Source organism: Pantoea sp. RIT-PI-b, from assembly GCF_001187905.1.
In the GTDB taxonomy this organism is placed as follows: Bacteria; Pseudomonadota; Gammaproteobacteria; order Enterobacterales; family Enterobacteriaceae; genus Pantoea; species Pantoea nemavictus.
In genome coordinates this window covers 182,394-207,555 of the sequence record NZ_LGIS01000007.1, presented here as the reverse complement: position 1 = coordinate 207,555, position 25,162 = coordinate 182,394, and the positions used below count along the sequence as shown (strand labels likewise).

The following is a 25,162-nucleotide window of genomic DNA, read 5'->3' as shown; positions in this document are numbered from 1 at the left end:
ACATCAGATGAACAAACTTCTCTATCGCATCATTTTTAACAAAGCGCGCGGCATGCTGATGGTGGTTGCCGATATCGCCCGCAGCGGCCAGGGCAAGCAGGCACGTGCACGCAGAACACAGCAGGCGGCCAGCCGGATCTGTGCCCTTTCGGCGCTGCGTTTCTCGCTACTGAGCGCGCTGGGTTGCGTTAGCGTACTGCCCGTTCAGGCGCAGATTGTGGCCAACGGCCAGGCGCCAGGCAACCAGCAGCCGACCGTGGTCAGCAGCGCCAACGGCACCACGCAGGTCAATATCCAGGCGCCGAGCGCTGGCGGCGTATCGCGTAACAACTACAGCCAGTTTGATGTCGATCAGAAGGGCGTGATCCTTAATAACTCACACGGCAACACCAAAACCCAGCTGAGCGGCATGGTCACCGGCAACCCGTGGCTGGCGCGCGGAGAAGCCAGCGTGATCCTCAACGAGGTGAATTCGCGCAATCCGAGCCAGCTCAACGGCTACGTGGAAGTCGCCGGTAAAAAGGCGCAGGTGGTGATTGCCAACCCGTCCGGGATTACCTGCGACGGCTGCGGCTTTATCAACGCTAATCGCGCCACGCTGACCACCGGCCAGGCGCAGGTCACTAATGGCAACCTGACGGGTTATCAGGTCAGCGGCGGTGAGATTGTCATCAGCGGCAAAGGGCTGGATTCACGCAGTCAGGATTACACCGACATCATCGCCCGCACCGTGAAGGTCAACGCTGGCGTCTGGGCTAATGATTTGAAAGTGACCACCGGCCTCAACCAGGTGGATGCCGCGCATGAAACGCTGACGGCAACGCAGACCGACGCCGCCCGCCGCCCACAGGTGGCGCTCGACGTGGCGGCGCTGGGCGGCATGTACGCCAGCAAAATCCGCCTGATTGGTACTGAACAGGGCGTCGGCGTGCGCAACGCCGGTGCGCTGGGCGCCACGGCGGGCAACTTTACGCTCACCAGCGACGGCCGCATTGAGAACAGCGGCAGCATCAACGGCGCGCAGGATATTGCGCTGACCAGTAACGCCGACATCCGCAACAGCGGCACGGTTTACGCCCAGCGCAACAGCCAGCTTCAGGCCACCGGCGGGCTGAGCAATCAGGGCGTGCTGGCCGCCGCAGGCAATAACCGCATTCAGGCGGCATCGCTCAGCAACACCAGCAGCGGCGTGCTGGCCGCCGGTATGAAAGCCGACGGCTCACTCGGTTCTCAGGGCGACCTGAACCTGACCACGCGCGGCCAGCTTACCAGCAACGGTCCCAACCTCGCAGCGGGTAATCTGAACGCGCAAGGCACGGCGGTTGATCTCAGCGGCAGCCAGACCTATGGCAACAATATCAACCTGACCGCCAGCACTGGCGACGTCAGCACGCGCAGCGCCACGGTCGAGGCGAAGAACAGCCTGCGCGCCAGCAGCAAAACGCGCATCAACAATGACGGCGGCAAAATCCAGGCGGATAAACTGGATCTGACCGCCCCGCTGCTCTCCAACCGCCAGGGCGTGCTCAGCCAGCTGGGTGAAAGCGATCTGCTGCTGTCGCACGCTGCAGGCATCGACAACACCAGCGGCACCATTGCCAGCAACGGCACCAACCTGACGCTGAACACCGGGTTGCTGGATAACGGCTCAGGCAGGATTCAGCACGCGGGCAGCGGCCAGCTGAACATCAATGCCAGCACGCTCAACGGCGGCCAGGGAAGTGTTATCACCAACGGTGGCTTAGCGTTGCGCGGCGATGCGCTCAACCTTGACGGCGCTACCACCGCCGCTACGCAGATCCGCATTGATGCAGGCAGCCTTTCGCATCGTCAGGGTGAGATGGTGCAGAGCAACAACGGCGTGATGACTATCAACGTAGTGTCGGCGCTGGATAACAGCAGCGGGAAAATTGCCGGTAATGGCGATGTGAATCTGCATGCCGGTTCCCTGAATAACCAGAAAGGCCAGGTTATTGCCGCCGGCTCCGGTTCGCTGAATGCCGCTATTGCGCAGAAGCTGGATAACCACAGCGGCACGCTGGCGGCCAGCCAGAACCTGACCGTTAATGCCGAAACGCTCGATAACACTGCGGGTGCCATCAGCGCCGTCGCTGGCAACGCGCAGCTGACCAGCCAGACGCTCAACAACAGCGCAGGCAAAATCAATGCTGGTCAGACGCTGTCGGTGACCAGCAACGGCCTGAACAACAGCGACGGGCTGCTTACTGGCGCAACCACCACGCTGCAGCTCGGCAGCGGCACGCTGAATAATCAGCACGGCACGATCGCCGCCGCTGAACAGCTCAACGTCAGCAGCGGCTTGTTCGATAACACCGCCGGACTGGTACAGAGCCAGGGCGATGCGCGCATCAACACTAATGGTAACGCCTTTATCAACCACGACAGCGGCACCGACGGCGGCATTATCGCGCTCGGTTCGCTGACGCTCAGTTCCGGTCAGCTGGATAACCGCAGCGGCGTGATCAACGCGCAGGATTTGAGCCTGTTCAACGGCGATATCAATAATCAGCAGGGATTGCTGGCGGCGCAGAACGCCCTGAACATCACAGCAGGCAACATTGATAACCAGCAGGGAAATCTGATTGCCGGACAGGCGCTGCAGCTGCGCAGCAATGAGCTGCTCAACGCCGATGGCTTGATCATGAGCAGCGGCCCGGCAGCGCTTGCCACCGCTAATCTGGATAACCGCCAGGGGAAAATCGGCGCGGTGGAAGATTTAACGCTCAACACGCAACGCCTGCAAAACGATAACGGCGGGCTGATTCAGAGCGGTGCGGCGCTGAGTATCGACACCAACGGCCAGCGGCTGAGCAACACCAACAGCGGCGACAGCGGCGGCCTGATCAGCCAGGGCGATATGCATCTGGTTGCTGGCGAGCTGGATAACCAGCACGGTGCGCTGCTGGCATCCGGGGCCATCAACCTTGCGTCCGGAGAGTTGCTGAACCAGTTCGGACAAATCACCGGGCTCGGCGGCATCACCGCGCAAACGCAGGCGGTCAATAACCAGCAGGGCAATATTCAGTCCGGCGGCGTGCTTGACTGGAATACGCAGGGCAACGCCTTCAACAATGCCGACGGCCTGCTCAGCGCTCAGGGCGATTTCACCCTGCGCAGCGGCGATCTGAACAATCGCGCAGGCCAGGTGATTTCCGGCAGCGATCTTACCCTCAGCAGCGCGGATATCGACAACACCGACGGCACGCTGGCCAGCAAAGGCGATTTCGCTCTCGTCACCAGCACGCTGACCAACCTGCGCGGCGCGGTGCAGGCCGCCGGTAATATGGCGATGACGCTGGTGAACAGCTTTACCAACCAGGGCAACGTGCAGGCCAATGGCGACCTGACGCTTGCCAGTGGCGGCGACATCCGCAATGAAAAGCTGATTCAGGCCGGGGAAACGCTGCACGTCAGCGCCGCCAATCTGGTTAACCTGCAGGACGCCGAGCTCAGCGGCTACACCACCCTGCTCGACGCCAGCGACATGCTGACCAACTACGGCCTGATTGACGGCTATAACACGCGCCTGAACGGCGACACCGTCAGCAACATCGGCAGCGGACGCATCTACGGCGATTTCCTCAGCATCCAGGCGGGCACGCTGAACAACCTCGCGCAGGACGGCGTGGCGGCGACGATTGCCGCGCGTCAGCGTCTGGATCTCGGCGTCGGCACGCTCAACAACCGCGATCACGCGCTGATCTACAGCGACGGCGTGATGAGCATTGGCGGCACACTCGACGCTAATGGACAAGCCACCGGACAGGCAGGAACCCTCAATAACCACAGCGCCACCATCGAATCCGCCGGCGATATGCTGCTCAACGTCGCCAGCCTGAACAACATCAACGACAACTTTGAAACCGAACTGGTTGAGGTCTCACGCGAAAACATCGAGGAGTACCAGGTATCCGGCAATGCCAACCGCTACGGCCGCGATGAGGTCAGTTTCGAGCACAAAGAAGTCGATTTCGTGCTGACGCCTGATTATCCATGGCAGCAAAACGATATTAACGACAACTGGTATCGCTACCAATACGAGCGCACCGTTGATGAAACGCGGATTAAAACCAGCGATCCGGGCCGGATTATCGCGGGCGGCAATCTGACGATTAACGCGGATAACGTCCTCAACGATAAGAGCCAGATCGTCGCCGGAAACAATCTGGTGATTAACGCCGACACGCTCGACAACGTGGAGGTGGCCGGTGAACGGCACATCACCGACGTCGGCACCGCTTTCCACTACTGGCGCATCCACGAGAAAGGTGGCGACAGCCAGGGCAGAAGCACGGCGGATTACACTCCGCCCACCGTTATCCAGAGCATTACCTTAAAACCCAGCACTATAGAGGAACATCAAAAAGCGGAAGGCAGCGGTCTGGTGATTGATAACCGGACGGGCGGTAGCGTGGGCGATATCTCGCTGGGTGATTTGAGTGCGGGTGCAGCGTTCAATCCTGGTAACGCGGTATTGCTGCCGCCGGGTAAAACCTTTGAAGTGCCAGTGAATACGGCAGCGGATGGCGATGCGGCCAGCAGCGTGATCCGCACCCAGGGCCCGAACACGCGCCTGCCGGATAACAGCCTGTACAAAACCAATTCGGCTGGCGGTGATTACCTGATCGAAACCGATCCGCGCTTCACCAACACCCAGAAGTGGCTGGGTTCTGATTACATGATGCAGGCGTTCGTGACCAATCCGGATAACGTGCACAAACGCCTCGGTGATGCTTACTACGAGCAGAATCTGATTCGCCAGCAGGTGATTAATTTAACCGGCCAGCGCTATCTGGATGGCTACGATAGCGACCAGGATCAGTACAAAGCGCTGATGGACGCCGGTATCGCCTTCGGTAAGCAGTTTAATCTGCTGCCGGGCATGGCGCTGACCGCCGAACAGATGAGCCTGATGACCGGTGACATGGTGTGGCTGGTGACGCAGAGCGTGACGCTGCCGGATGGCAGCCAGCAAAAGGTGCTGGTGCCGCAGCTGTTTGCGAAAGTGGAACCGGGCGACCTGGACGGCAGCGGCGCGCTGCTGGCCGGGAAAAATGTCAGCCTCAACCTGAGCGGCGATCTGAACAACAGCGGACGCATTAACGCGCGCGCTAATACCCAGGTGGTGGCCGACAATATCAATAATCTCGGCGGGCTGATTCAGGGCGACAGCACCGGTTTACAGGCGCGCACCGACATCAACAACTTTGGCGGCGTGCTGAAAGGCACCTCCGCGCTCACCGCGCTGGCCGGGCGCGACATTAATGTCACCACCGCCACCCGCACGGCTGAAAGCGCCGACGGCAACTTTGCCCGCACCAGCCTCGATAGCATCGCCGGTATCTACGTGGAAAAAGGCGACGGCACGCTGGCGCTGCAGGCCGGACGTGATATTAACCTTACCGCCGCGCAGGTGGTGAACAGCAGCGAAAACGGCAGCACGACGATCGTTGCCGGACGCGATTTGAACCTGAACGCCGTCACCACCGGCAGCCGCGACGACCTCAACTTCGACGGCAGCAACTGGCTGCATCAGTCATCATCGACCCAGCTGGGAACGGAGATTGCCGGCAAGGGCAACGTGGGCCTCGCGGCGGGCAATAACCTGCTGGCGACGGCGGCGAACGTCAGCGCAGGTAGCCAGCTGGCGCTGAGCGCGGGCAACGATTTGAGCATCGTCAGCGGCGAAGCGCGCACGCAGATGGATGAGCACACTAAAGCCAGCGGCAGCAGCGGCTTCGCCTCGAAGAGCACCCGCGAAACGCACACCACCCTTGATGCGCGCACGGCGGTGGGCAGCTCGCTCTCCGGCGACAGCGTGCAGATGCTGGCCGGTCAAGACCTGCTGGTTAAGGGCAGCGACGTGGCGGGAACGCAGGACGTGCGGCTGGCGGCGGGCAATAACCTCACCGTCACCACCGCTGCCGAACAGCGCGATGAGTCGCGCATGATTCAGGAGAAGAAATCGGGCCTGTCCGGCACCGGCGGCATCGGCGTCAGCTACGGCAGCACCGCGCAGAAGTCCACCACCACCACGCACACCGACAGCGTGCGCGGCAGCACCGTCGGCAGCGTGCAGGGTAACCTGACGATGCAGGCGGGCAACGACCTGCTGCTGCACGGCTCAGACGCCATCGCCGGTAAAGACCTGACGCTTGCCGGCAAAAACGTCACGGTCAGCGCCGCCGAGCAGGGCCTGACGCAGCGCGACACCTATGAAACCAAACAGAGCGGCCTGACACTGGCGCTCTCCGGCGTGGCGGGCGGCGCGCTGAACACGGCGGTCACCACCGCGAAGGACGCGCGTGAAGAAAGCAGCGGGCGGCTGCAGGCGCTGAAGGGCGTGCAGGCGGCGCTGACCGGCGTTCAGGCGGCGCAGGCCACCCAGCCGGGCGCGGCCAGCGAGGACAACGCCATCGGCGTCAGCCTCTCCTACGGCAGCCAGCAGTCGAAGTCTGAGACCACCCGGACGCAGCAACCCCACCAGGGCAGCACCCTCACCGCCGGCAATAACCTGAACGTCATCGCCAGTGCGGGCGACATCAGCGTCCAGGGCAGCCAGCTGCAGGCGGGCAAGGATATATTGCTGAACGCCAGCCGCGACATCAGCCCCACCTCCAGCCAGGAAACGGAGCGCTCGCGCGGCACCAACTCATCGAGCGGCGGCTCGCTGGGCGTGGGCTTCGGCACCAGTTCAGACGGCAGCGGCGGCGGCTTCAACGTCTCGGCGAGCATCAATAAGGGCAAAGGCCACGAGAACAGCGACAGCCTGAGCCACAGCGAAACCCAGGTCACCGCCAGCAACCGCGTGACGCTGGTGAGCGGTCGCGACACCACACTGACCGGCGCGCAGGTGAGCGGCGAATCCATCAAAGCCGACGTGGGCCGCAACCTGACGCTGACCAGCGAGCAGGACAGCGCCACCTACGACGCGCAGCAGAAGAACAGCAGCGCGGGGGCGAGCTTCAGCTTCGGCTCCATGACCGGCTCGGCCAGCGTCAACATGAGCAAAGACAAAATGCACAGCGACTACAGGTCAGTGCAGGAGCAGACCGGCATGCTGGCGGGCAAAGGCGGCTTCGACGTCACGGTGGGCGGCCACACACAGCTCAACGGCGCGGTTATCGGCTCGACCGCGGACGCCGGCCTGAACCGGCTCGACACCGGCACGCTCGGCTTCAGCGACATCCACAACAGCGCGGCGTTTAAAACCGAGCACCAGAGCGTCGGCATCAGCACCGGCCCGCTGGGCGGCACCGGCGGCGTCAGTATCGGCGCCATCGGCAGCCAGTTCGCCGGGAACCTGGCGAACAACCTGCTGACCGGTGCGAATAACTCGGGCAGCGCAGACAGCACCACGAAAGCGGCGGTGTCGGACGGCACGATTGTTATCCGCGACCAGGCGAGCCAGAAGCAGGACGTGGCAGACCTGAGCCGCGACGTGGAGAACGCTAACCCGGGACTGGGGCAAATCTTCGATAAGGAGAAAGAGCAGAACCGGCTCAAAGAGGCGCAGCTGATTGGCGAGATTGGCAACCAGGCGGCGGACATTGCCAGGACGCAGGGGCAGATTGCGGCAGCAAAAGCCGCAACCGACAAAATGAAGGACGTCACGCCGCAGCAGCTGCAGGCGGCGCAGGATGAGTGGAGCAAAGCCAACCCGGGCAAAACGCCAACGGCGGAGGACATCAGCGGCCAGGCGTACCAGAACTTCTATAACGAAGCCTTTACCAACAGCGGCTTTGGCACCGGCGGCAAGGTGCAGCAGGCTATCCAGGCCGCCACCGCGGCGGTTCAGGGGCTGGCGGGCGGCGACATCGGAAAAGCGCTGGCGGGCGGCTCTGCGCCCTATCTGGCAACGGTGGTTAAGAACACCGTCGGAGAAGACAATCCGGCCGCTAACCTGATGGCCCATGCGGCCATCAATGCGGCGCTGGCGCTGGCTAAGGGGGAAAACGCAGCAGCGGGAGCGGCAGGCGCGGCGATCGGCGAAGCGATGGGTATGATTGCCAAATCCTACTATGACAAGCCGGTCAGCGAGCTGAGCGAAACGGAGAAGCAGACGGTGTCAGCTCTTGCTACGCTTGCTGCCGGGCTTGCGGGTGGGCTGGCTGGCGGCTCGACGGCGGATGCGGTTGCGGGCGCTCAGGCGGGCAAGACGACGGTTGAGAATAACTTCCTGAGTTCATCATCCTCCGACAGACTGGATAACACCGTAGAGAAGATAAAACAGGGTGATAAATCCCTTACCGCAGCCAATGAACTACTTAAGCTGGAAAATGCAGATCAGCGTAGTGATGCGTTAGTCTCTAAGTTTAATAAAGATCCTTCTCAGATGAGCAGCTCGGAGCGTGCGGAACTGGCTGGTTATCTGCGTATATATGCCTCTGAAATGGAGAAAGAATATGGTCCAGCTGTCGCGCAGGAACTAGTTAAAGGAATGTTGTCCGGCCAGGATTACATCAAACGAAATCCTGATTCTGAAGCAATGACTAAAGCCCAATCGATTATGAATACCTGGGGCTACCATAAATCAAACGCAAGTATTGGTGATGCGCCATTGTTATTTGGTAGCAGTGTGCTGGGCAGCACTATTAAAGAAGGTATGGCTATTAATGCAGCAATAGGTGCTGGAGTTAATGCTGGTGTTCAGCTAAGCGGAAAAGATCCATTTAGTTATATTGATGCAGTTATGGCAGGAGTTACCTCCGCGCTGACAACAGGTAAAGGTATTGGATCATCAGCAACCATCAATATAGGTGGAGCTGCAGTTGGTAGTGGAATTAAAGGTGAAGAACCTACCAACTCTGTCATTGTTGGTGCTGGCTTGGGTAGCGTGGCTGGCAGCATTGGGGGTAAAGTTGTGGATGCATTATCTCCGGTAAAGGATCAAGTGACAAAAGATGTTATTGGTGCAGTTGCAGGATCTGCTGCTTTAGAAACCACTGGTGGCGCTGTCAAAAGTGAATTGGATAAAAGAGGCAAAACACAATGAAAATTTTTAGAAAAGTAGGCATTGCCTGGTTTTTGTTTTTGGTTATTTATTGTTCCATTTTGATGACACTAATCCTCTTCATAGGTCAACTAGGAGTGTCCTTACTTTTCTATTATAGCGATGGGGAATTTCTTTTCACATGGAGAAATTCCTTACACACTGCCTTAAGTAAAGGTTTTGTTATTGGTTTATTATTGGGGGTAGGCCTTTGGATTAAAAATAAATCACAGGAAAGAAAGAACAAAAAATAACATTTGTAATAAGACAGAACAAAAGAATAGTCTGGTGAGGCTAATCCTAAAGAAACATACTCTTAGCCTTAATGAAAAATGTCATGATAATTAATCACAACACAAGGACAGTAAACATTTAAAAAAACCGATAAAACCAAGTAAAAATAATCATGAAGCAACCTGAGATGGGATAATTTCGGTTAATGAAGTCTTTTTCCTACCGTGAAAGCTGGGGAATAGTACTTCCTTCAGGGAAAACTCATCGCATTAAATTAAAAAATCACTTCCCCGCATATTTATCTGCGTATGCGAAGACTATCAACTCTAAGTGATAGTCTTCAGCAAGTTAGCGAGGATATAGCTAAATGGCGCTACAGAAGCTGGCGGGTGGCAATCTGATATCGTTACAGCGTTAGTAACATATAAATAACTTAATTTCTTCAATCATATAAAAGGAGTTTTAATATGTATGGACTCAATAAAGTAATTATTGTTTGTTTAACATCATTAATAATCTCAGGCTGTACGCTGAATTTCAGGCCTTCTCCTGAGGAGTACACTGGCACGGATGCGGCGCGAGTAAGAGTAGGTAATGATGGTAACACGGCTATCCGTACCTATGAAAAAATTGGTGAATGCTATAAAAAAGTATCTGAAAAAAGCGTTACCTCTTCACTGGTACTTATGGGTATCCCTACAACAGGTAATAAAAAAGTAGCAGGGATGACACCTTCTGCTGACATAAAAACCATGTCTGTAAAAGAATACAGCATAAAACCAAATCAATATTTAGAAGTTGTTCGGTATTATACTGAAAGCCATACTTATGGCTCGTTTGAACGTCAAATTTCAACACGATTATACCCTCTGCCAAATCATGATTATGATGTAATTGTTAGTGACATATCGATTAGAATTAAGGATCTTACCCCGTCAGAGGGTGGAACAAATTCATGGAGTGGAGACTTATGCAAGACTGGTTTCTTTGGTTGATAACTCCTTCGATGACGTGCATAACATCAACAACAAGACATATCTGTATATTTCAACCACACCAAAAAACAAGACAATGCTTAAATAGAACAAGTAACAAATGCACTTAACCCCAACTAACCAGAAGAAGAAAAGCAGACAGGCATCTCAAAATTTCACGATATTTATTGAATTCACCTTGTCATCAACTGTAGTTTTAATATTCACAGAAAGCGCAACTGTGAGTAACTTGTTAATTAAGGATGATTTATGAAGTACACCATAGTATCTCTGGCTTTTTTAGCTGCAATGACTACCTCAGCTTTTGTTAAAGCAGATAATCACACCATCACCCTGGGTTATGCACAAAGTAAGGTGAAGGATTTTAAAGATATTCACGGTTTGAATGTGAAATATCGTTATGAATGGAATTCGCCGCTGAGTATTATAACCTCCTTCACCTATCTTAAAGGCAGTGATGATGGCACTTACTCAGCCGCTCGGGACATTATTACTCGACATACCGATGCAAAATACTACTCTCTGGCAGTAGGCCCGGCTTACAGAATTAATAGTATATTTAGCATTTATGGATTAGTCGGTTTTAACCATAGCAAAGTTGATTATAACTATAACTGGAATAACTATGGTGGCGGTGGGTATACCGATATGGGCAACTTCAATGGCAGCGGTAAATCTACCAACTTCATGTACGGTGCTGGTGTGCAAATTAATCCATGGAGTAGTCTGACAATAGATATTGGATATGAAGGCTCTAAAGCCAGCTACGAAAATAAGGATTATGCGATTAATGGATTCAATATTGGTGTGGGGTATCGATTTTAAGTCGATTGAACAAAGCGCTATTTATTGAATAATAGCGGATAGAATCCGGCTTGATACCGGGTTCTATCCGCTCGCACGGTTTCAGGATCAAAAAAGATTACAACGTCAACAGATTCCAATTTACCAAGATCAAGCGGTTCACCTTTAAATCGTTGCTGTATACACCCCTTCTTAGCCCACTTATACTGGCGAAAAACATTCTTCAAACGTGAGTCAGAACAATCTTTCCCTGGATATTTCCCCGGCCAGCGCGCTCATGTGCGGCGTAGGCTTCTGCCAGCGGATAAATGCTTTCAACAACTACACGAATCATGCCCTTCTCAAGTAATTTCCCTGCTTCCGCCAGCTGTCTGCCCTGAAGCACACCCGTGTTGATGACATCGCTTTAAGACTCCAAGGCAGCTCAGTGCAAGAAGAAAATTTTTCAGGGCTATCCTCACAGTGAGAAAATTAGGTATGTAAATCGTCTCAATTAGTAGAGCGTAGCTCAGGACGACAGCTCGACTTTATACGCTGACGTCAACAGGCAAGATGCAATGTGTGGCGAGGCAGTTGCAAGTCAAACACCTCTAAGATTAATAATATAAATGTTAAATATTTAATGACAATGGCCGATAGTATATTACCATTGATATTTTGGGTTATAATCCATGTTGACGACTTTGCTAGCTGTACTTCCAATAACCATCTCATTTCTCGTATTCATCCAATCAATTAAAAAAGATAATATCGGACTATTAAGTGAGTTATCTAAAGAAATATCTGGCGAACACCCATGCCCTTATGTTATTGAAAGCTTGATCAGCAAAATTCATCGTATGCGCCCAATACCTTATACAGACGCATTGGTGATACTACAAAAGGACAACTCATTCGAGATTATGTCAAATCTATCTCGATGCCGAGGAGTACTGGAGTTAATTAAGCCTGATATACATGATGGTGTTCTTGGTTTTAAATACACATGGCTTTTTGCAACTTTGCCCCGCCGCATAGGTTGTATGGCTGTTTGTATGATGATAGTAGTCGCCTGTTTCTTTGGTGCATTACATTACACCGAAGTCTTAGTACATAATTACCAAACAGCTAAAGCATTTCAGAAAAATGAGCATCAGTTAATGATTGATGAATTATTTATAATGGGAGCGAATGCAATTAATTTTTCATTAATCTTTCTTCTATATATTGCATTTTCTTTTCAGCTGATAAAAATAATTTTCTCCCATATACGAATGATGAAAATCAATGAACTTTTGGAAGAATAAGCCCTCCTCCATATAATATTAGCCAAAGAAGCAACAGTGCTCAGCTTGAGTCCGCGCACTGTTGCAAGGGATATAACAGCAATAAGCTATGTCAGCGTTATAGCTTAGCGTAAGGTCTAATAATCTGCCTAACATTAACCATAGGGATGACTTCTGCACCATTTTTGCTTTTCATATAAACAAAGTCGGGCGTCATTAACGTCATCGTTCCTTTCTGAACCTTATAGTTTTTATCAATTAAAATAATATCTACTTGAATGCCACCTCCAATTCCAAATTTCTTGAGTGACTTTCCAAATAAATCACTCGCATATTCTCCAGCTGTAAGCTGAAGATAACTTGTCATTACTGTCAGAGCTGCAACCCAAAATATCTTAGCTTTTAGATCTGAAGTGAAATAAAAACAATAAAACATACCTAAAACGAGCGAGGAAAAATATACAGTTAATAACACCATGGGATTATTGGAGGTTGCGATAGTCAGCCACATCAATATTTGCATAAAAACCGTACATATGATCACCGCCCACATAAATGATGATCGCTTAATGACTTTTTTCTTTAGAAGAAAAAAATATGCTAAGGCTCCCCAACACATGATTGAAAATGCTGCCAACACTAAAAAAGTTACTCCAGTCGAAAGGCTTACAACAAAAAAATTTTCAGTGATTAATTCGTAACTAAAAAAACCATTCTTAGCCATGTAGTTGAAGATAAATTCAAAAGCTATTAATGGGAAATATATAAAATGCATTAGTAGGAATGGAATCACTATTGATGGCAATCGCCTTAAATTTTTCATGTCTGAATCTGTTATTTCAAACCCCAAAAACTCCTTAACCTTACTTAGCATAAAAACCCCTTGTCTTTTAATTTATTTTTTAAAAATCATTTACGCAGAAAGCATATTCAACACTTAATTTAGTTTGACCAAAACTGTCGATTAGGAACAGATCATGTTTAAAATTCCATTATATAGCTCTACTGACTATTAATTTTACCAGTATGGCAAGTGAACTCGACGAACTCGCCCCCCAACGCCTGATCGATCAAGTCCAGTTCTCCCGCGCCCACACCGTCACCGCGCAGTCCTACCCCAATAACTGCTGCCTTTACCTGTTCGATTACAAAAAAACCAATGAAAACCTCAACATCATGCGTGCTGGCATTGATCGCTATACGTAGCATTCGCGTGCGCAGCCGCTGGATTAGGGCAAGGTCAGCACTTGAGGCCGTCCGCTATGGCGATGGCCGCCGCGCAGATCAACACGTTAAAACAGTATCCGGCAATATTGATATTAGCGTTCTGTATCTTGTGCCCGTTGGGCTACTACTGTGTGTGCTGTTTCTCTGGGCAGCATGGGCGGCGCTGGATGTCTGGCATGGCTGGGAAAAGACCAAAGTCAAGGATGCTACGCTTGTCCGTTTTTTTATCTGTTCAGTGGCTTTATTAATCGTCTGAACCTGAATTTTCACCATTAAAATCAGACAATTTCGATATTTAACCCCATACAAGAGGAATACACCCAGCTCGACAGCGCGGTTACGTGCCTTTCTGGATATGCTGATTGAGTTATTTTAAAGATGAGCTGACGCAGAAAAGCAAAAACCCAGCCATAAGCTGGGTTTTCTAAATGTTGGTGCCCGGACGCGGAATCGAACCACGGACACGGGGATTTTCAATCCCCTGCTCTACCGACTGAGCTATCCGGGCAACGGGGCGCATTAAACCTTACTGGCGCGGCACCGTCAAACGCTTTTCGGCAAAAATTGACTGACTGATGCCTTTTAAAGCAACCGCCAGACCAACCGGTAAAAAATCATTCTACCTATCGCAGTTATCGATGAATTTTTAATCGCTTGTGCCGATAACCGTGCTGACATCTCATACCAATAATTAAGGTGCACCATGTTCAGCACAATTACATCAGGAATCCTGTCGCGCCTTGCGTGGCAGAAACGCGGTCATAGCCTGGCAACGCTCAATTCGTTGCAGGACGCTATCGCCATGGTCGAATTCACCCCCGAAGGCAAAATTCTCACCGCCAACGATCTGTTTCTTGAGCGCATGGGTTATACGCTCAAAGAAATCGTCGGCCAACATCACAGCCTGTTTTGCACCGCCGATCAGATCACCTCTCCGCACTATCGCGACTTCTGGCGGCGCCTGAATCGTGGCGAAGGTTTTAGCGACAAATTTCTGCGCGTGGCAAAACACAGCCGTCCCATCTGGCTGGAAGCCAACTATGTGCCGGTGCAGGATCGCAGCGGTCGCGTGATTAAAATCGTCAAGCTGGCGAGCGATATCACCGCGCGCATTATGGATGCGCAGGAGCAGCGCGCGATGACCACCGCCATAGAGCGCTCCATGGCGGTGATTGCCTTCAACTTACAGGGCGAAGTGTTGATGACCAATGACAACTTCCTGAAAACCATGGGCTACAGCGCGACGGAAGTAGTTGGCGTGCATCACCGCCAGTTCTGTCCGCCAGAGATGCGTGCCAGCGACGAGTATCGCCGCTTCTGGCACAAGCTCAATCAGGGCGAATTTATCTCCGGCCAGTTTCAGCGCGTGAACAAACGCGGCCAAACGGTGTGGCTGCGCGCCACCTATAACCCGGTGTTTAACGAAGCCGGCGAGCTGTACAAAGTGGTGAAGTTCGCCACCGATGTCACCGCGCAGGTAGAGAAGAATCAGCTGGAGCGCGAAGCGGCGCAGCAGGCGTATCAAACCGCGCTGCAAACCAGCGAAAGCACGCGACTGGGTGCGACGGTGATTGAAAACAGCGTGCAGACCATGAACGATCTGGCTAGCGAACTGCACGGTATTTCAGGCGATATCAGTAATCTGAGCGACTCATCCGATCGCATTGGCGCCATCGTCGAAAGCATTCGCCGCATCGCCGATCAAACCAATCTGCTAGCGCTCAACGCGGCGGTAGAAGCGGCGCGCGCCGGTCAGCACGGTCGCAGCTTCGCCGTGGTGGCCAACGAAGTGCGTACGCTGGCGGCTAACATCAACCGCGCCACCACCGAGATTGAGAACATGGTGCAGCAGAACCACACATTGGCGGAGAAAGCGCTGAAAGGCATTGCATCTAACCTGAAACGCGCCGATCAAGGCGTGGTGTTAGCGCAGGAAGCGGGCGGCATGATGGCCGATATTCGCGGCAGTTCCAGCGAAGTGGTGCGCGCCATCGGCCACGTTACGGATGCATTGAAAGAGGACTAATTCACTTTCCTACTGCGCCGCTGTTGCCAGCGGCGGCGCTGCAGCTTCCGGCACAAAGATATGGTCAAGGATGTTGCGCATCAGCGGCGCCGCCGTGACGCCTTCGTTGCCGCCGTTTTCCAGAATCAACGCCACTGCTACTTTGGGATCGTTAAACGGTGCAAACGCGGTATAGAAGATGTGATCGCGCAGACGCATCGGCGTCATTTTGGCGTTATACACCTGATTCTGCTTGAGGCTGAAGACCTGCGAGGTGCCCGATTTGGCCGCAATGCCGTACGGCGCGGTGTGGAAATATTTGTAGCCGGTACCGTTTGGCGCATTTGCCATACCGAACATGGCGTGGCGCACCAGCGACCAATACGGCGATTTGGCATCGCCAATCTGCGCCTGCGGTAATTTCGGCTGATACGGCTGCATGTCGGTGCCACGCTGTGATTTCTCCAGCAGATGCGGGTTGATCACCCGACCGTTGTTGATCAGCGCCACCATCGCTTTCACCATCTGAATCGGCGTGGCCACCCAATAACCTTGCCCAATACCGACCGATACGGTATCGCCCTGATACCACACATGTTTATGTACCTTCTGCTTCCACTCCCGGCTCGGCAGCAAGCCTGCGTACTCTTCGTTGAGATCGATGCCGGTCGATTTGCCGTAGCCAAACTGGCTCAGCATGGTGTGGATGCGATCGATACCCATCATGAACGCCACCTGATAGAAGAAGGTGTCGGCGGACTCCTCAATCGCGCGCGTGACATCCAGCATGCCGTGGCCCGACTTTTTCCAGTCACGATATTTGCGATCGGTACCCGGCAGCGTCCAGGTTGGCGCGCCGAAGAAGGTGGTGCCCGGCGTAATCACTTTGGTGAGCAGCGCGGACATCGCCATATACGGCTTCACCGTCGAGGCTGGCGGATACAAACCCTGGGTGACGCGGTTAATCAGCGGCAGGTCTTTATCCTGCAGCAGGGTTTTATAGGCTTTATAGCTGATGCCTTTAACGAACGGATTGGGATCGTAGCTCGGCGCGGAGACCATCGCCAGCACGCTGCCGTCGTGCGGATCTTCAATCAGCGCCGCCGCGCGTTGCCCCGCCAGCTGGCTCTCAACATACTGCTGCATATGGAGATCGAGCGTTAGCGTGATGTTTTGTCCGGCAACCGGCGGCACCTCTTTCAGCACGCGCACGATGCGGCCGTGATTATCCACCTCCACTTCCTGATAGCCGGTTTTGCCGTGCAGCAGCGATTCGTAATAGCCCTCAATGCCCTGCTTACCGATGTTGTGGTCGGCGGCGTAGTTCTCGCCCACGCCCTGGGCATTCAGACGCTTGTAGTCGTTATCGTTGATTTTCGAGACGTAGCCGAGCACGTGCGCCAGATCGGCGCCGTAAGGATATTCGCGATCCTGATAGGTATCGACGGTGACGCCGCTAAAGCGGAATTGATTGACGGCGAAGCGCGCCACTTCTTCGTCAGTCAGTTCGGCTTTCAGTTCAACCGGCTTGTAGCGGCTGTTCTGCTTGAGTTCATGCTCGAAGGTTTCGATCTCTTCTGGCGTCAGATCGACAATCGGCGTTAGCGCTTTTAGCGTTGCCTGCATGTCGGCGATTCTGTACGGCGTGATGTGAATGTCATACCAGCTGACGTTGCGTACCAGCGGGATACCGTTGCGATCGAAAATCAGCCCACGCGTAGGCGCAATGGGGATCATTTTGATGTCGTTCTCATTGGATCGCGTTTGGTAATAGCTGTGCTGATCAACCTGCAGGCGATACAGGTTGATGCCTAAAATGGTAAAGCAGATGACAACCAGGGCAAAAGCGACAATCGCACGGCGGGCAAACAGCTTTTCTTCTGCTTCGAAATTACGAAAATTCATCAGGTGGGCTTAGTCTCTTTGTTATCACGCTAATGATAAGCAGAGAATGTTTCAGAGCCAGCACGAAGATGCACAAGCCTGGGTAAAAGTGTGTCAGATGTTTACGGTGGGGAGCCAGGCCGCCATGAATGGCGACCCTACATTCGTTGTAGGGGCGGCATTTATGCCGCCCTGGTTAATAGGCGCAGCAAGGATAGAAATTAATCTCCCAGCAGCACCGACTCCAGCGCGATCTTAATCATATCGTTGAAGGTGGTCTGGCGTTCAGCCGCGGTGGTCTGCTCATGGGTGCGGATATGATCCGACACGGTGCAGATCGTCAGCGCTTTCGCACCGAACTCCGCCGCCACGCCGTAAATACCCGCCGCTTCCATTTCCACGCCCAGAATGCCGTACTTCTCCATCACGTCGAACATCTGCGGATCTGGCGTATAGAACAGATCGGCCGAGAAGATGTTACCCACGCGTGCATCAACGCCCAGCGCTTTGGCCGCGTCAACCGCGTTGCGCACCATGTCGAAGTCCGCGATTGCGGCGAAGTCATGATCCTTGAAGCGCATACGGTTCACTTTGGAATCGGTGCAGGCACCCATCCCAATCACCACGTCACGCAGTTTCACGTCAGCGCGCACGGCACCGCAAGAACCCACACGGATGATCTTCTTCACGCCGAAATCGGTGATCAGCTCTTTGGTGTAGATCGAGCAGGATGGAATGCCCATGCCGTGACCCATTACCGAAATCTTGCGGCCTTTATAGGTACCGGTGTAACCCAGCATGCCGCGCACGTTGTTCACTTCTACCGCATCTTCGAGGAAGGTTTCCGCAATGTGCTTCGCGCGCAGCGGATCGCCCGGCATCAGCACGACGTCCGCGAAATCACCCATTTCTGCATTAATATGAGGCGTTGCCATGATTATTTTCCTTATAAAAATTGGTGCGCTGTTTTACAGCATGCTCTTGCCGTAGTCCATGCTGGACAGGCCGAAATATTTTGCGATGGTCTGGCCGATATCGGCGAAGGTATCGCGGTATCCCAGCGATCCTGGCTTCACATGCGGGCCGTAGATCAGAATCGGAATGTGCTCACGCGTATGTTCGGTGCCTTCCCAGCTGGGATCGCAGCCGTGATCGGCGGTGAGAATCAGAATGTCACCCTCTTTCACCAGTTCCATCAGCTCGGGTAAGCGACGATCGAACAACTCCAGCCCGCCCGCGTAACCGGCGATATCACGACGATGTCCCCACGTTGAGTCAAAATCAACGAAGTTAGTGAACACAATTGAGGTATCAGGCGCTTTTTTCATCTGATCAATGGTGGCATCGAACAGCGCGTCTAAACCGGTCGCTTTCACTTTCTGCGTGATGCCCTGCTCGGCGTAGATATCGGCGATTTTACCTACCGAAATCACTTCACCGCCCTTCTCATCGACCAGTTTTTTCAGCATGGTCGCCGATGGCGGTTCTACCGCGAGGTCATGACGGTTGCCGGTACGCTCGAAGTGTCCGGCTTTGTCGCCAACAAACGGACGCGCAATCACGCGGCCAATGTTGTAGCCACCTTTCGTCAGCTCTTCACGGGCGATTTCGCACAGTTCATACAGGCGATCGAGGCCAAAGGTCTCTTCGTGGCAGGCAATCTGGAATACCGAGTCCGCCGAAGTATAGAAAATCGGCTTGCCGGATTTCATATGCTCTTCGCCGAGCTGGTCGAGAATTACCGTTCCTGAAGAGTGACAGTTGCCGAGATAGCCCGGCAGATCGGCGCGTTTCACCAGAATATCCAGCAATTCCTGCGGGAAGCTGTTCTCTTTGTCGCTGAAGTAGCCCCAATCAAACAGCACCGGCACGCCGGCGATTTCCCAGTGGCCCGACGGCGTATCTTTACCCGACGACAGTTCGCTGGCGTAAGCGTACGCACCGATGATTTCCTCGTTGGGATCGAGGCCTGGCGGGAAGCGACCGGTGGAAAGCTCAGCGGCTTTGCCGAGTCCTAATTTAGTCAGGTTAGGTAAGTGCAGCGGGCCTTCGCGACCTTCATTGGCGCGGCCTTCGAAACACGCTTCGGCGATATGGCCGAGGGTGTCCGATCCTTCATCACCGAATTTATCGGCGTCTTTGCTGGAACCGATCCCGAAGGAGTCGAGAACCATAATAAAAGCACGTTTCATGCAAGTCTCCTGCGCAATGCGCGATGACAAGTCAAAAAAAAGCGATCAGATCAGTATACCCGAACGGCCGCTGCCTGGCACGCAGAAGCGCCAGTTATTCACTGACGCGACGATAAACCACCGGCGTCATCGCTGGCGCGCTGTCACTCAAGGTGATGGCGGCTTTCACCGCAGCGGCGGCCTGCTGCCACTGCGCTTCCGAACTGGCGTGAATGATGGCCAGCGGGCGCTGCGCGTCAATCTGGGTGCCGAGCGTGGTCATGTCACTCAGGCCGACGCTGTAATCAATGCTGTCGCTGGCGCGCTGACGTCCGCCGCCTAGCGACACCACCGCCATGCCGAGCGCGCGCGTATCCATGGCGCTGACAATGCCAGCACCCTCGGCGTAAACCGCTTTGCTCAGGGTTGGCGCCGGCAAATAGCTGTCCATGCGCTCAATGAAATCTGCCGGACCATTTTGTGCCGCCACCATGCGGGCGAACACTTCAGCGGCCTTGCCGTTATCCAGCACCTGCTGCAGTTTTTTGCGCGCTTCGGTATCGTTCTCCGCCAGTTTGCCGGAGATCAGCATTTCTGAGCACAGCGCCATCGTCACTTCCAGCAAGCGTGGATTGCGTGCAACGCCGGTCAGGAACTGCACCGCTTCACGCACCTCTAGCGCATTTCCGGCAGTGGAAGCCAGCACCTGATTCATGTCGGTCAGCAGCGCGGTGGTTTTGCAGCCTGCACCGTTCGCCACGCCGACAATCGCCTGCGCCAGATTTTCTGACGCTTCGAAGGTCGGCATAAAGGCACCGGAACCCACTTTGACGTCCATCACCAGCGCATCCAATCCTTCCGCCAGTTTTTTAGCGAGGATCGAGGCGGTGATCAGCGGAATGGAATCGACGGTGGCGGTGATATCGCGCGTAGCGTAGAAACGCTTGTCGGCCGGCGCCAGCGAGTTGGTCTGGCCAATAATCGCGATGCCGACATCTTTAATGATTTGGCGGAAACGATCGTCGCTGGGGAAGATATCAAAGCCAGGAATCGCTTCCAGTTTATCCAGCGTGCCGCCGGTATGGCCCAGACCGCGACCGGAGATCATCGGCACGTAGCCGCCGCAGGCCGCCACCATCGGACCGAGCATCAGCGAAGTCACATCGCCCACGCCGCCGGTGGAGTGCTTATCCACAATCGGGCCGTTAAGATTCAGCGATTTCCAGTTCAGCACCGTGCCGGAATCACGCATCGCCATGGTTAACGCCACGCGCTCTTCCAGCGTTATATCGTGGAAATAGATGGTCATCGCCAGCGCGGCGATCTGGCCTTCCGAGACGCTGTTGTCGCGCACGCCGTTGATGAAAAAGCGAATCTCCGCTTCACTCAGCGTCTGGCCGTCGCGTTTTTTACGAATAATTTCTTGTGGCAGGAACACGGTTGCCTCCCTGGAATGAGGAGGTCGCCATGAATGGCGACCCTACAAAGAATGGATTGAACTTAGTAGCCCGCTTTGCTGGTCGCGGTTTCGTGGCCCAGCGTGTTGAGCAGGCTTGCCAGCAGGCTAGAAGCGCCAAAGCGGAAATGACGCGCATCGGCCCAGCCTTGGCCCAGAATGTCGTCGGCCAGTTTCAGATACAGCGCCGCGTCTTCAGCGGTGCGCACGCCGCCCGCCGGTTTGAAACCAACCTGCTGCTGCACGCCTTTATCTCGAATCACCTGCATCATGATCGCCGCTACGTCTGGCGTAGCGTTGACCGGCACTTTACCGGTAGAGGTTTTGATGAAATCGGCACCGGCATCTATCGCGATTTCCGAAGCGGCACGGATCAGCGCTTCGTCTTTCAGCTCGCCGCTTTCGATAATCACTTTCAGCAGCACGTTGGCTTCTGCGCAGGCGGCTTTACAGGCTTTCACCAGCTCGAAACCGATGTCGCGGTTGCCCGCAATCAGTGCGCGATACGGGAACACCACGTCGACTTCGTCAGCACCGTAGGCGATTGCCGCACGGGTTTCGGCCAGTGCAATCTCGATGTCATCGTTGCCGTGCGGGAAGTTGGTCACGGTGGCGATGCGGATGTCCGGTGTGCCCTGTTCACGCAGCGCTTTACGCGCCGCCGGAATGAAACGCGGATAGATACAGATAGCCGCGGTGTTACCGGCTGGCGATTTCGCCTGACGGCACAGCGCGATCACCTTCTCGTCGGTGTCATCTTCATTCAGGGTGGTTAAATCCATCAGTTGCAGTGCGCGCTGTGCGGCTGCTTTAAGGTCGGTCATGATGCTCTCCAAAAGTCAGACCGGCAGGCACAACCCACCGGAGAATGTGATAATTCTAACAATAACCGTGACGATGAATTGCGCTTTACGTCACACAGAAAAGAAAATCCGTCATGAAAATACAATTATTTAGTGATAAACATCACAAATAATTGCTGATCAGGCCAAAATATCGACCAGACTGGCGTTGTTATTATTATCACAAAAAAGGACGTAAAAGTGTACTTCCCGCTTTAATACTGTAGCTAATCGGGCGTAAGGCAGCGTAAATGCAGAATCTGTCGGGGAGGATCAGGCAGGCAGAGCAAACAGGCGCAGGCTGTTTTGCCATAATGCGTCGGCAATCACCTCGGGCGATTCGCTGCGAAGCTGGCACAGCACGTCAAACACGTTGCGCGCCCGCTCCGGACGGTTAGGCTGGCCCTGAAAACCTTGCAGCGGCATATCGGGCGCGTCGGTTTCCAGCAACAGGGAATGTAGCGGCAGGTTGGCGATGGTATTGCGGGTTTTGCTGGCACGTTCATAGGTAATGGTGCCGCCGACGCCAATCGCATAGCCGAGCTGAATAAAGCGCTCGGCCTGCTGCTGGCTGCCAGCAAAACCGTGCACGACGCCACGGCGCGGCAGATCGTGACGACGCAGGTGCACAGCTAACTGATCGTGGGTGCGCCGCGAGTGCAGAATCACCGGCAGATCGTACTGCTTCGCCAGCTTAAGCTGCTTATCAAGCAGCCGCGTCTGCTTAGCGAATTGCGCCTCCTGCATATAGAGATCGAGGCCGATCTCGCCGATCGCCACGCGCTTGCTATCTGGCTTCTTCAACCAGCTTTCCAGCTCGCCAAGATGCGCATCTTCCTGATGCTGTGCAATGTTGATCGGATGCAGGCCCAATGCGGCATATAGCGCGTCATGCTGCTGCGCCAGCTGACTGACCAACGCAAAACGGCTGGCATCGACGCTTGGCACAATGATGCGTTCCACGCCCGCCTGCGCCGCGCGCGCAATACTGGCGGGTGCCGCATCAACGAACGGTGGAAAATCAAAATGACAATGGGTGTCGATAAACTTCATGCCAGCGAGCCTTTATCAAAATCAGCATCGTTTTCCGCCAGCGCGGGCGTAATCAACGGGCGATTGTCGGGCGCATTGGCGACGGCAGCCGGCGGCGTTACCGTGGTTGAACGCACCAGCGGTTCGGCATCACTGAGCCATTGGCCGAGCGTGGCGAGGAAATAGCGTCCGCTGCGGCGACCTAAATGGTAATCCTGATTGAGCGATGACAAACGGCTGCCGAGCGCCATGCTCGCCAGCGGCTTAGGCGGGCAGATTTCAATGATGCGCAGGTTATCCGGCGGCTGTTCAATGAACTGCTGGATTTCACGATAGCTCTCTTCATGCTGATGCAGGACGTTGATCATCGGCTGCAACGCGCTATCGGACAAAAAGCGCTCCATGCGTTTGAACCACTTCGGCGTATACGACATCTGCGACGGCACGGTACGGATCACCACGATGGTATCCGCGCCACGGCGTGCCGCTTCACGCACTGGGATCGCATCGCTGATGCCACCATCCAGATAGCTCACGCCATCCATCTGCACGCCGCTGCGGTAGAAGCCGGGAATCGCGCTGGAGGCTTTGATGATGTCATGCCAGTTGGTGCTGGTCGGGTTGAAGTACTCAGCACGATAATCGTCGCTGCGGCAAGCGCACATATAGAACTCGCTGCCTTTGGCAAACAGCCCTTCAGCGGTGGTGAGCGCCAGCGGAAATTCCTGTTTAGTGATATCGATCAGCCAATCGAGATCGATAAGATGCCCTCCGCGCACGAAACGCAGCGGATCGAAAAACAGTTTGCTGGTGGTGTAACGGGAGATCACGCGTCGTGCGTAGCCAGGTTGGCCGCAGACAAAAGCGGAAAGATTTTGTGCACCGGCAGAGGTGCCAAGCATCAGTTGAAAGGGATTGAATCCAGCGCGTTGAAACTCATCCAGTACGCCCGCAGTGAAGATGCCACGTTGGCCGCCGCCTTCGCACACTAAGGCAATTTTGTTGGATTTGAAGGGAGTTAAAGCCAGCGGTTCAAATGAACCTAACGTCAGCGGAATACGAGTACCCAATGGATGTCCCTCAGTGTTTGCTCTGAGGGAGCTGCCTGAGCAGCATCCCGGAGAACCAGTCATTGTCGTTCCCTGACCAATTGCGTCTGCAATCGTTGCGGCTTCATAGTATGCCGCAAATGACCGGTCTCCGCTTTACGTAACTCGCGGGTTAGCGTCTATGACGCAAGTAGTCAGGGTCGTTTGCGCCCGGTAAACAGGCTCACGAGGAACAGAATAATACCGACAATGAAGACAATTTTAGCTGCCCATGCTGCCGTACCCGCCAAACCGCCGAAACCTAATGCTGCAGCAATCAGAGCGATGACCAGAAAGATAATACCCCAACGAAACATAAGCCTCTCCTTTACCATTGTGAAAATCGAACTGCTTATTTACACCTTTGTTTTTATTACGAAACGGCACCAGCAGGTGCCGAGTCGCCCGCGTTAAGATTTCACCTTCAGGTCATTCTTCACGCTTTTCACGCCTTCAATGGCTTTGGCGATTTTCTCAGCACGATCGGACTGTGCCTGGTTCGCCACTTCCCCAGATAACTGCACCACGCCGTCGGTGGTTTCCACCTTAACGTTGCGCGATGGCACAATGTCATCTGCTAAAAGCTTAGCTTTAATTTCGCTGGTGGTGGCGGTATCACCGGCATAACCCTTCAGCGAAGCATTTTTGCTGTCTTTAACGTGCAGTTTGTCACTGACGGATTTCACACCTTCGACTTTCTGCACCAGCGCGACGGCTTTTTCAGCCTGATCCTGAGAAGCAACGAAGCCGCTCAAGGTCACCACGCCATCATGCGTCTTGACGGAGATATCCGTACTTTTAATCGCTTCATCATCCACCAGCGCCGCTTTGGCTTTCGCAGTGATGCCGCTGTCATCCATATAACCATCGACTTTTTTCATTGAGCTATCGATTTTCGAACCCGCGCTGTCGGAGGTTTGCTGTGCTTTCTGCGACAGTGATTCATCTGCAAACGCCGCGCCGCTCAGCAGAGCAGAACCGGCAAGAGCAGCAATAAGGGTTTTGGCAATCTTAGTCTTATTCATCGATATCATCCTTCTATCAGTTAACTCATCCGTTATCGCGGATGCGCCAGCAACGAACGGCGTTGCTGAGTTAGTGGACGTAATGAAACCTGAAAGGTCTCTTTTCTCGTCCGACAGGATA

General features: G+C 54.1%; 17 protein-coding genes and 1 tRNA gene. 6 read left to right on the top strand and 12 right to left on the bottom strand.

Annotation, left to right across the window (positions count from 1 at the left end; all coding sequences use genetic code 11):
• The first annotated feature begins 7 nt into the window (after nucleotides 1–7).
• The 3 genes from AC790_RS01030 (at nucleotide 8) to AC790_RS01020 (ending at nucleotide 11,067) form a co-directional block, all read left to right on the top strand.
• Complete coding sequence (locus AC790_RS01030; protein ID WP_049850665.1) at nucleotides 8–9,016, top strand: hemagglutinin repeat-containing protein; 9,009 nt, start codon at nucleotides 8–10, stop codon at nucleotides 9,014–9,016.
• 698 nt (nucleotides 9,017–9,714) lie between these two features.
• Nucleotides 9,715–10,242 (top strand): hypothetical protein, encoded by a 528-nt coding sequence (locus tag AC790_RS24615; protein WP_072093383.1) that lies wholly within the window; start codon nucleotides 9,715–9,717, stop codon nucleotides 10,240–10,242.
• A 249-nt stretch (nucleotides 10,243–10,491) separates the two neighbouring features.
• A complete protein-coding gene (locus tag AC790_RS01020; protein ID WP_049850663.1) occupies nucleotides 10,492–11,067 on the top strand; it encodes an Ail/Lom family outer membrane beta-barrel protein in 576 nt (191 codons plus the stop codon).
• A 202-nt stretch (nucleotides 11,068–11,269) separates the two neighbouring features.
• Here the strand turns inward: AC790_RS01020 and AC790_RS24035 are convergent, their stop codons facing one another.
• Entirely contained in the window at nucleotides 11,270–11,431 is a 162-nt protein-coding gene (locus AC790_RS24035) for a zinc-binding dehydrogenase (RefSeq protein WP_369817551.1), read from the bottom strand.
• 286 nt (nucleotides 11,432–11,717) lie between these two features.
• On the opposite strand from AC790_RS24035, the gene AC790_RS24610 reads away from it, so the two are divergent.
• Nucleotides 11,718–12,332, top strand: coding sequence for a hypothetical protein (locus AC790_RS24610; protein WP_152929105.1), 615 nt, complete (start codon nucleotides 11,718–11,720; stop codon nucleotides 12,330–12,332).
• Between the two features lie 97 nt (nucleotides 12,333–12,429).
• On the opposite strand, the gene AC790_RS01010 is transcribed toward AC790_RS24610, so the two are convergent.
• Nucleotides 12,430–13,185: a hypothetical protein gene (locus AC790_RS01010; protein ID WP_049850661.1), complete on the bottom strand. Its 756-nt coding sequence runs from the start codon at nucleotides 13,183–13,185 to the stop codon at nucleotides 12,430–12,432.
• A 285-nt stretch (nucleotides 13,186–13,470) separates the two neighbouring features.
• Here AC790_RS01010 and AC790_RS24520 point away from each other — a divergent pair, with 285 nt between their 5' ends.
• Nucleotides 13,471–13,794, top strand: a complete 324-nt coding sequence (locus tag AC790_RS24520; protein WP_082204258.1) for a TIGR03758 family integrating conjugative element protein — start codon at nucleotides 13,471–13,473, stop codon at nucleotides 13,792–13,794.
• 176 nt (nucleotides 13,795–13,970) lie between these two features.
• Here AC790_RS24520 and AC790_RS01000 read toward each other — a convergent pair.
• Nucleotides 13,971–14,046: transfer RNA gene (locus tag AC790_RS01000), tRNA-Phe, on the bottom strand.
• A 195-nt stretch (nucleotides 14,047–14,241) separates the two neighbouring features.
• Between AC790_RS01000 and AC790_RS25280 the strand changes: the two genes are divergently transcribed.
• On the top strand, nucleotides 14,242–15,564 hold the full coding sequence (locus AC790_RS25280) for a PAS domain-containing methyl-accepting chemotaxis protein (protein WP_049850659.1): 1,323 nt from the start codon (nucleotides 14,242–14,244) through the stop codon (nucleotides 15,562–15,564).
• Between the two features lie 9 nt (nucleotides 15,565–15,573).
• Here the strand turns inward: AC790_RS25280 and mrdA are convergent, their stop codons facing one another.
• The 9 genes from mrdA to osmY form a co-directional block, all read right to left on the bottom strand.
• A complete protein-coding gene (gene mrdA / locus AC790_RS00990; protein WP_049850658.1) occupies nucleotides 15,574–17,448 on the bottom strand; it encodes a penicillin-binding protein 2 in 1,875 nt (624 codons plus the stop codon).
• Nucleotides 17,449–17,648: 200 nt separating this feature from the next.
• Complete coding sequence (deoD, locus tag AC790_RS00985; protein WP_007893178.1) at nucleotides 17,649–18,362, bottom strand: purine-nucleoside phosphorylase; 714 nt, start codon at nucleotides 18,360–18,362, stop codon at nucleotides 17,649–17,651.
• A 33-nt stretch (nucleotides 18,363–18,395) separates the two neighbouring features.
• Nucleotides 18,396–19,619: a phosphopentomutase gene (deoB, locus tag AC790_RS00980; RefSeq protein WP_049850657.1), complete on the bottom strand. Its 1,224-nt coding sequence runs from the start codon at nucleotides 19,617–19,619 to the stop codon at nucleotides 18,396–18,398.
• Nucleotides 19,620–19,713: 94 nt separating this feature from the next.
• The gene (gene deoA, locus AC790_RS00975; protein WP_049850656.1) at nucleotides 19,714–21,036 is read right to left on the bottom strand and encodes a thymidine phosphorylase; all 1,323 of its coding nucleotides are present in this window, start codon (nucleotides 21,034–21,036) and stop codon (nucleotides 19,714–19,716) included.
• Nucleotides 21,037–21,098: 62 nt separating this feature from the next.
• Nucleotides 21,099–21,878, bottom strand: a complete 780-nt coding sequence (gene deoC, locus AC790_RS00970; RefSeq protein ID WP_049850655.1) for a deoxyribose-phosphate aldolase — start codon at nucleotides 21,876–21,878, stop codon at nucleotides 21,099–21,101.
• A gap of 291 nt (nucleotides 21,879–22,169) precedes the next feature.
• Nucleotides 22,170–22,949 carry a metal-dependent hydrolase gene (locus tag AC790_RS00965; RefSeq protein ID WP_007893186.1) on the bottom strand — a complete coding sequence of 260 codons (780 nt, stop codon included), beginning with the start codon at nucleotides 22,947–22,949 and terminating at the stop codon, nucleotides 22,170–22,172.
• A complete protein-coding gene (locus tag AC790_RS00960) occupies nucleotides 22,946–23,998 on the bottom strand; it encodes a patatin family protein (RefSeq protein WP_007893189.1) in 1,053 nt (350 codons plus the stop codon). The genes AC790_RS00965 and AC790_RS00960 overlap by 4 nt, the downstream gene beginning before the upstream one ends.
• Nucleotides 23,999–24,171: 173 nt before the next feature.
• The gene (locus AC790_RS24020) at nucleotides 24,172–24,333 is read right to left on the bottom strand and encodes a DUF1328 domain-containing protein (RefSeq protein WP_007893192.1); all 162 of its coding nucleotides are present in this window, start codon (nucleotides 24,331–24,333) and stop codon (nucleotides 24,172–24,174) included.
• Between the two features lie 93 nt (nucleotides 24,334–24,426).
• Nucleotides 24,427–25,041: a molecular chaperone OsmY gene (gene osmY / locus AC790_RS00955; RefSeq protein ID WP_007893194.1), complete on the bottom strand. Its 615-nt coding sequence runs from the start codon at nucleotides 25,039–25,041 to the stop codon at nucleotides 24,427–24,429.
• Nucleotides 25,042–25,162 lie beyond the last annotated feature (121 nt).

Coding starts and splice junctions, on each gene's coding strand:
- AC790_RS01030 (WP_049850665.1), top strand. CDS start 8: ATGAACAAACTTCTCTATCGCATCATTTTTAACAAAGCGCGCGGCATG.
- AC790_RS24615 (WP_072093383.1), top strand. CDS start 9,715: ATGTATGGACTCAATAAAGTAATTATTGTTTGTTTAACATCATTAATA.
- AC790_RS01020 (WP_049850663.1), top strand. CDS start 10,492: ATGAAGTACACCATAGTATCTCTGGCTTTTTTAGCTGCAATGACTACC.
- AC790_RS24610 (WP_152929105.1), top strand. CDS start 11,718: ATGTTGACGACTTTGCTAGCTGTACTTCCAATAACCATCTCATTTCTC.
- AC790_RS01010 (WP_049850661.1), bottom strand. CDS start 13,185: ATGCTAAGTAAGGTTAAGGAGTTTTTGGGGTTTGAAATAACAGATTCA.
- AC790_RS24520 (WP_082204258.1), top strand. CDS start 13,471: ATGAAAACCTCAACATCATGCGTGCTGGCATTGATCGCTATACGTAGC.
- AC790_RS25280 (WP_049850659.1), top strand. CDS start 14,242: ATGTTCAGCACAATTACATCAGGAATCCTGTCGCGCCTTGCGTGGCAG.
- mrdA (WP_049850658.1), bottom strand. CDS start 17,448: ATGAATTTTCGTAATTTCGAAGCAGAAGAAAAGCTGTTTGCCCGCCGT.
- deoD (WP_007893178.1), bottom strand. CDS start 18,362: ATGGCAACGCCTCATATTAATGCAGAAATGGGTGATTTCGCGGACGTC.
- deoB (WP_049850657.1), bottom strand. CDS start 19,619: ATGAAACGTGCTTTTATTATGGTTCTCGACTCCTTCGGGATCGGTTCC.
- deoC (WP_049850655.1), bottom strand. CDS start 21,878: ATGACCGACCTTAAAGCAGCCGCACAGCGCGCACTGCAACTGATGGAT.
- AC790_RS00965 (WP_007893186.1), bottom strand. CDS start 22,949: ATGAAGTTTATCGACACCCATTGTCATTTTGATTTTCCACCGTTCGTT.
- AC790_RS24020 (WP_007893192.1), bottom strand. CDS start 24,333: ATGTTTCGTTGGGGTATTATCTTTCTGGTCATCGCTCTGATTGCTGCA.
- osmY (WP_007893194.1), bottom strand. CDS start 25,041: ATGAATAAGACTAAGATTGCCAAAACCCTTATTGCTGCTCTTGCCGGT.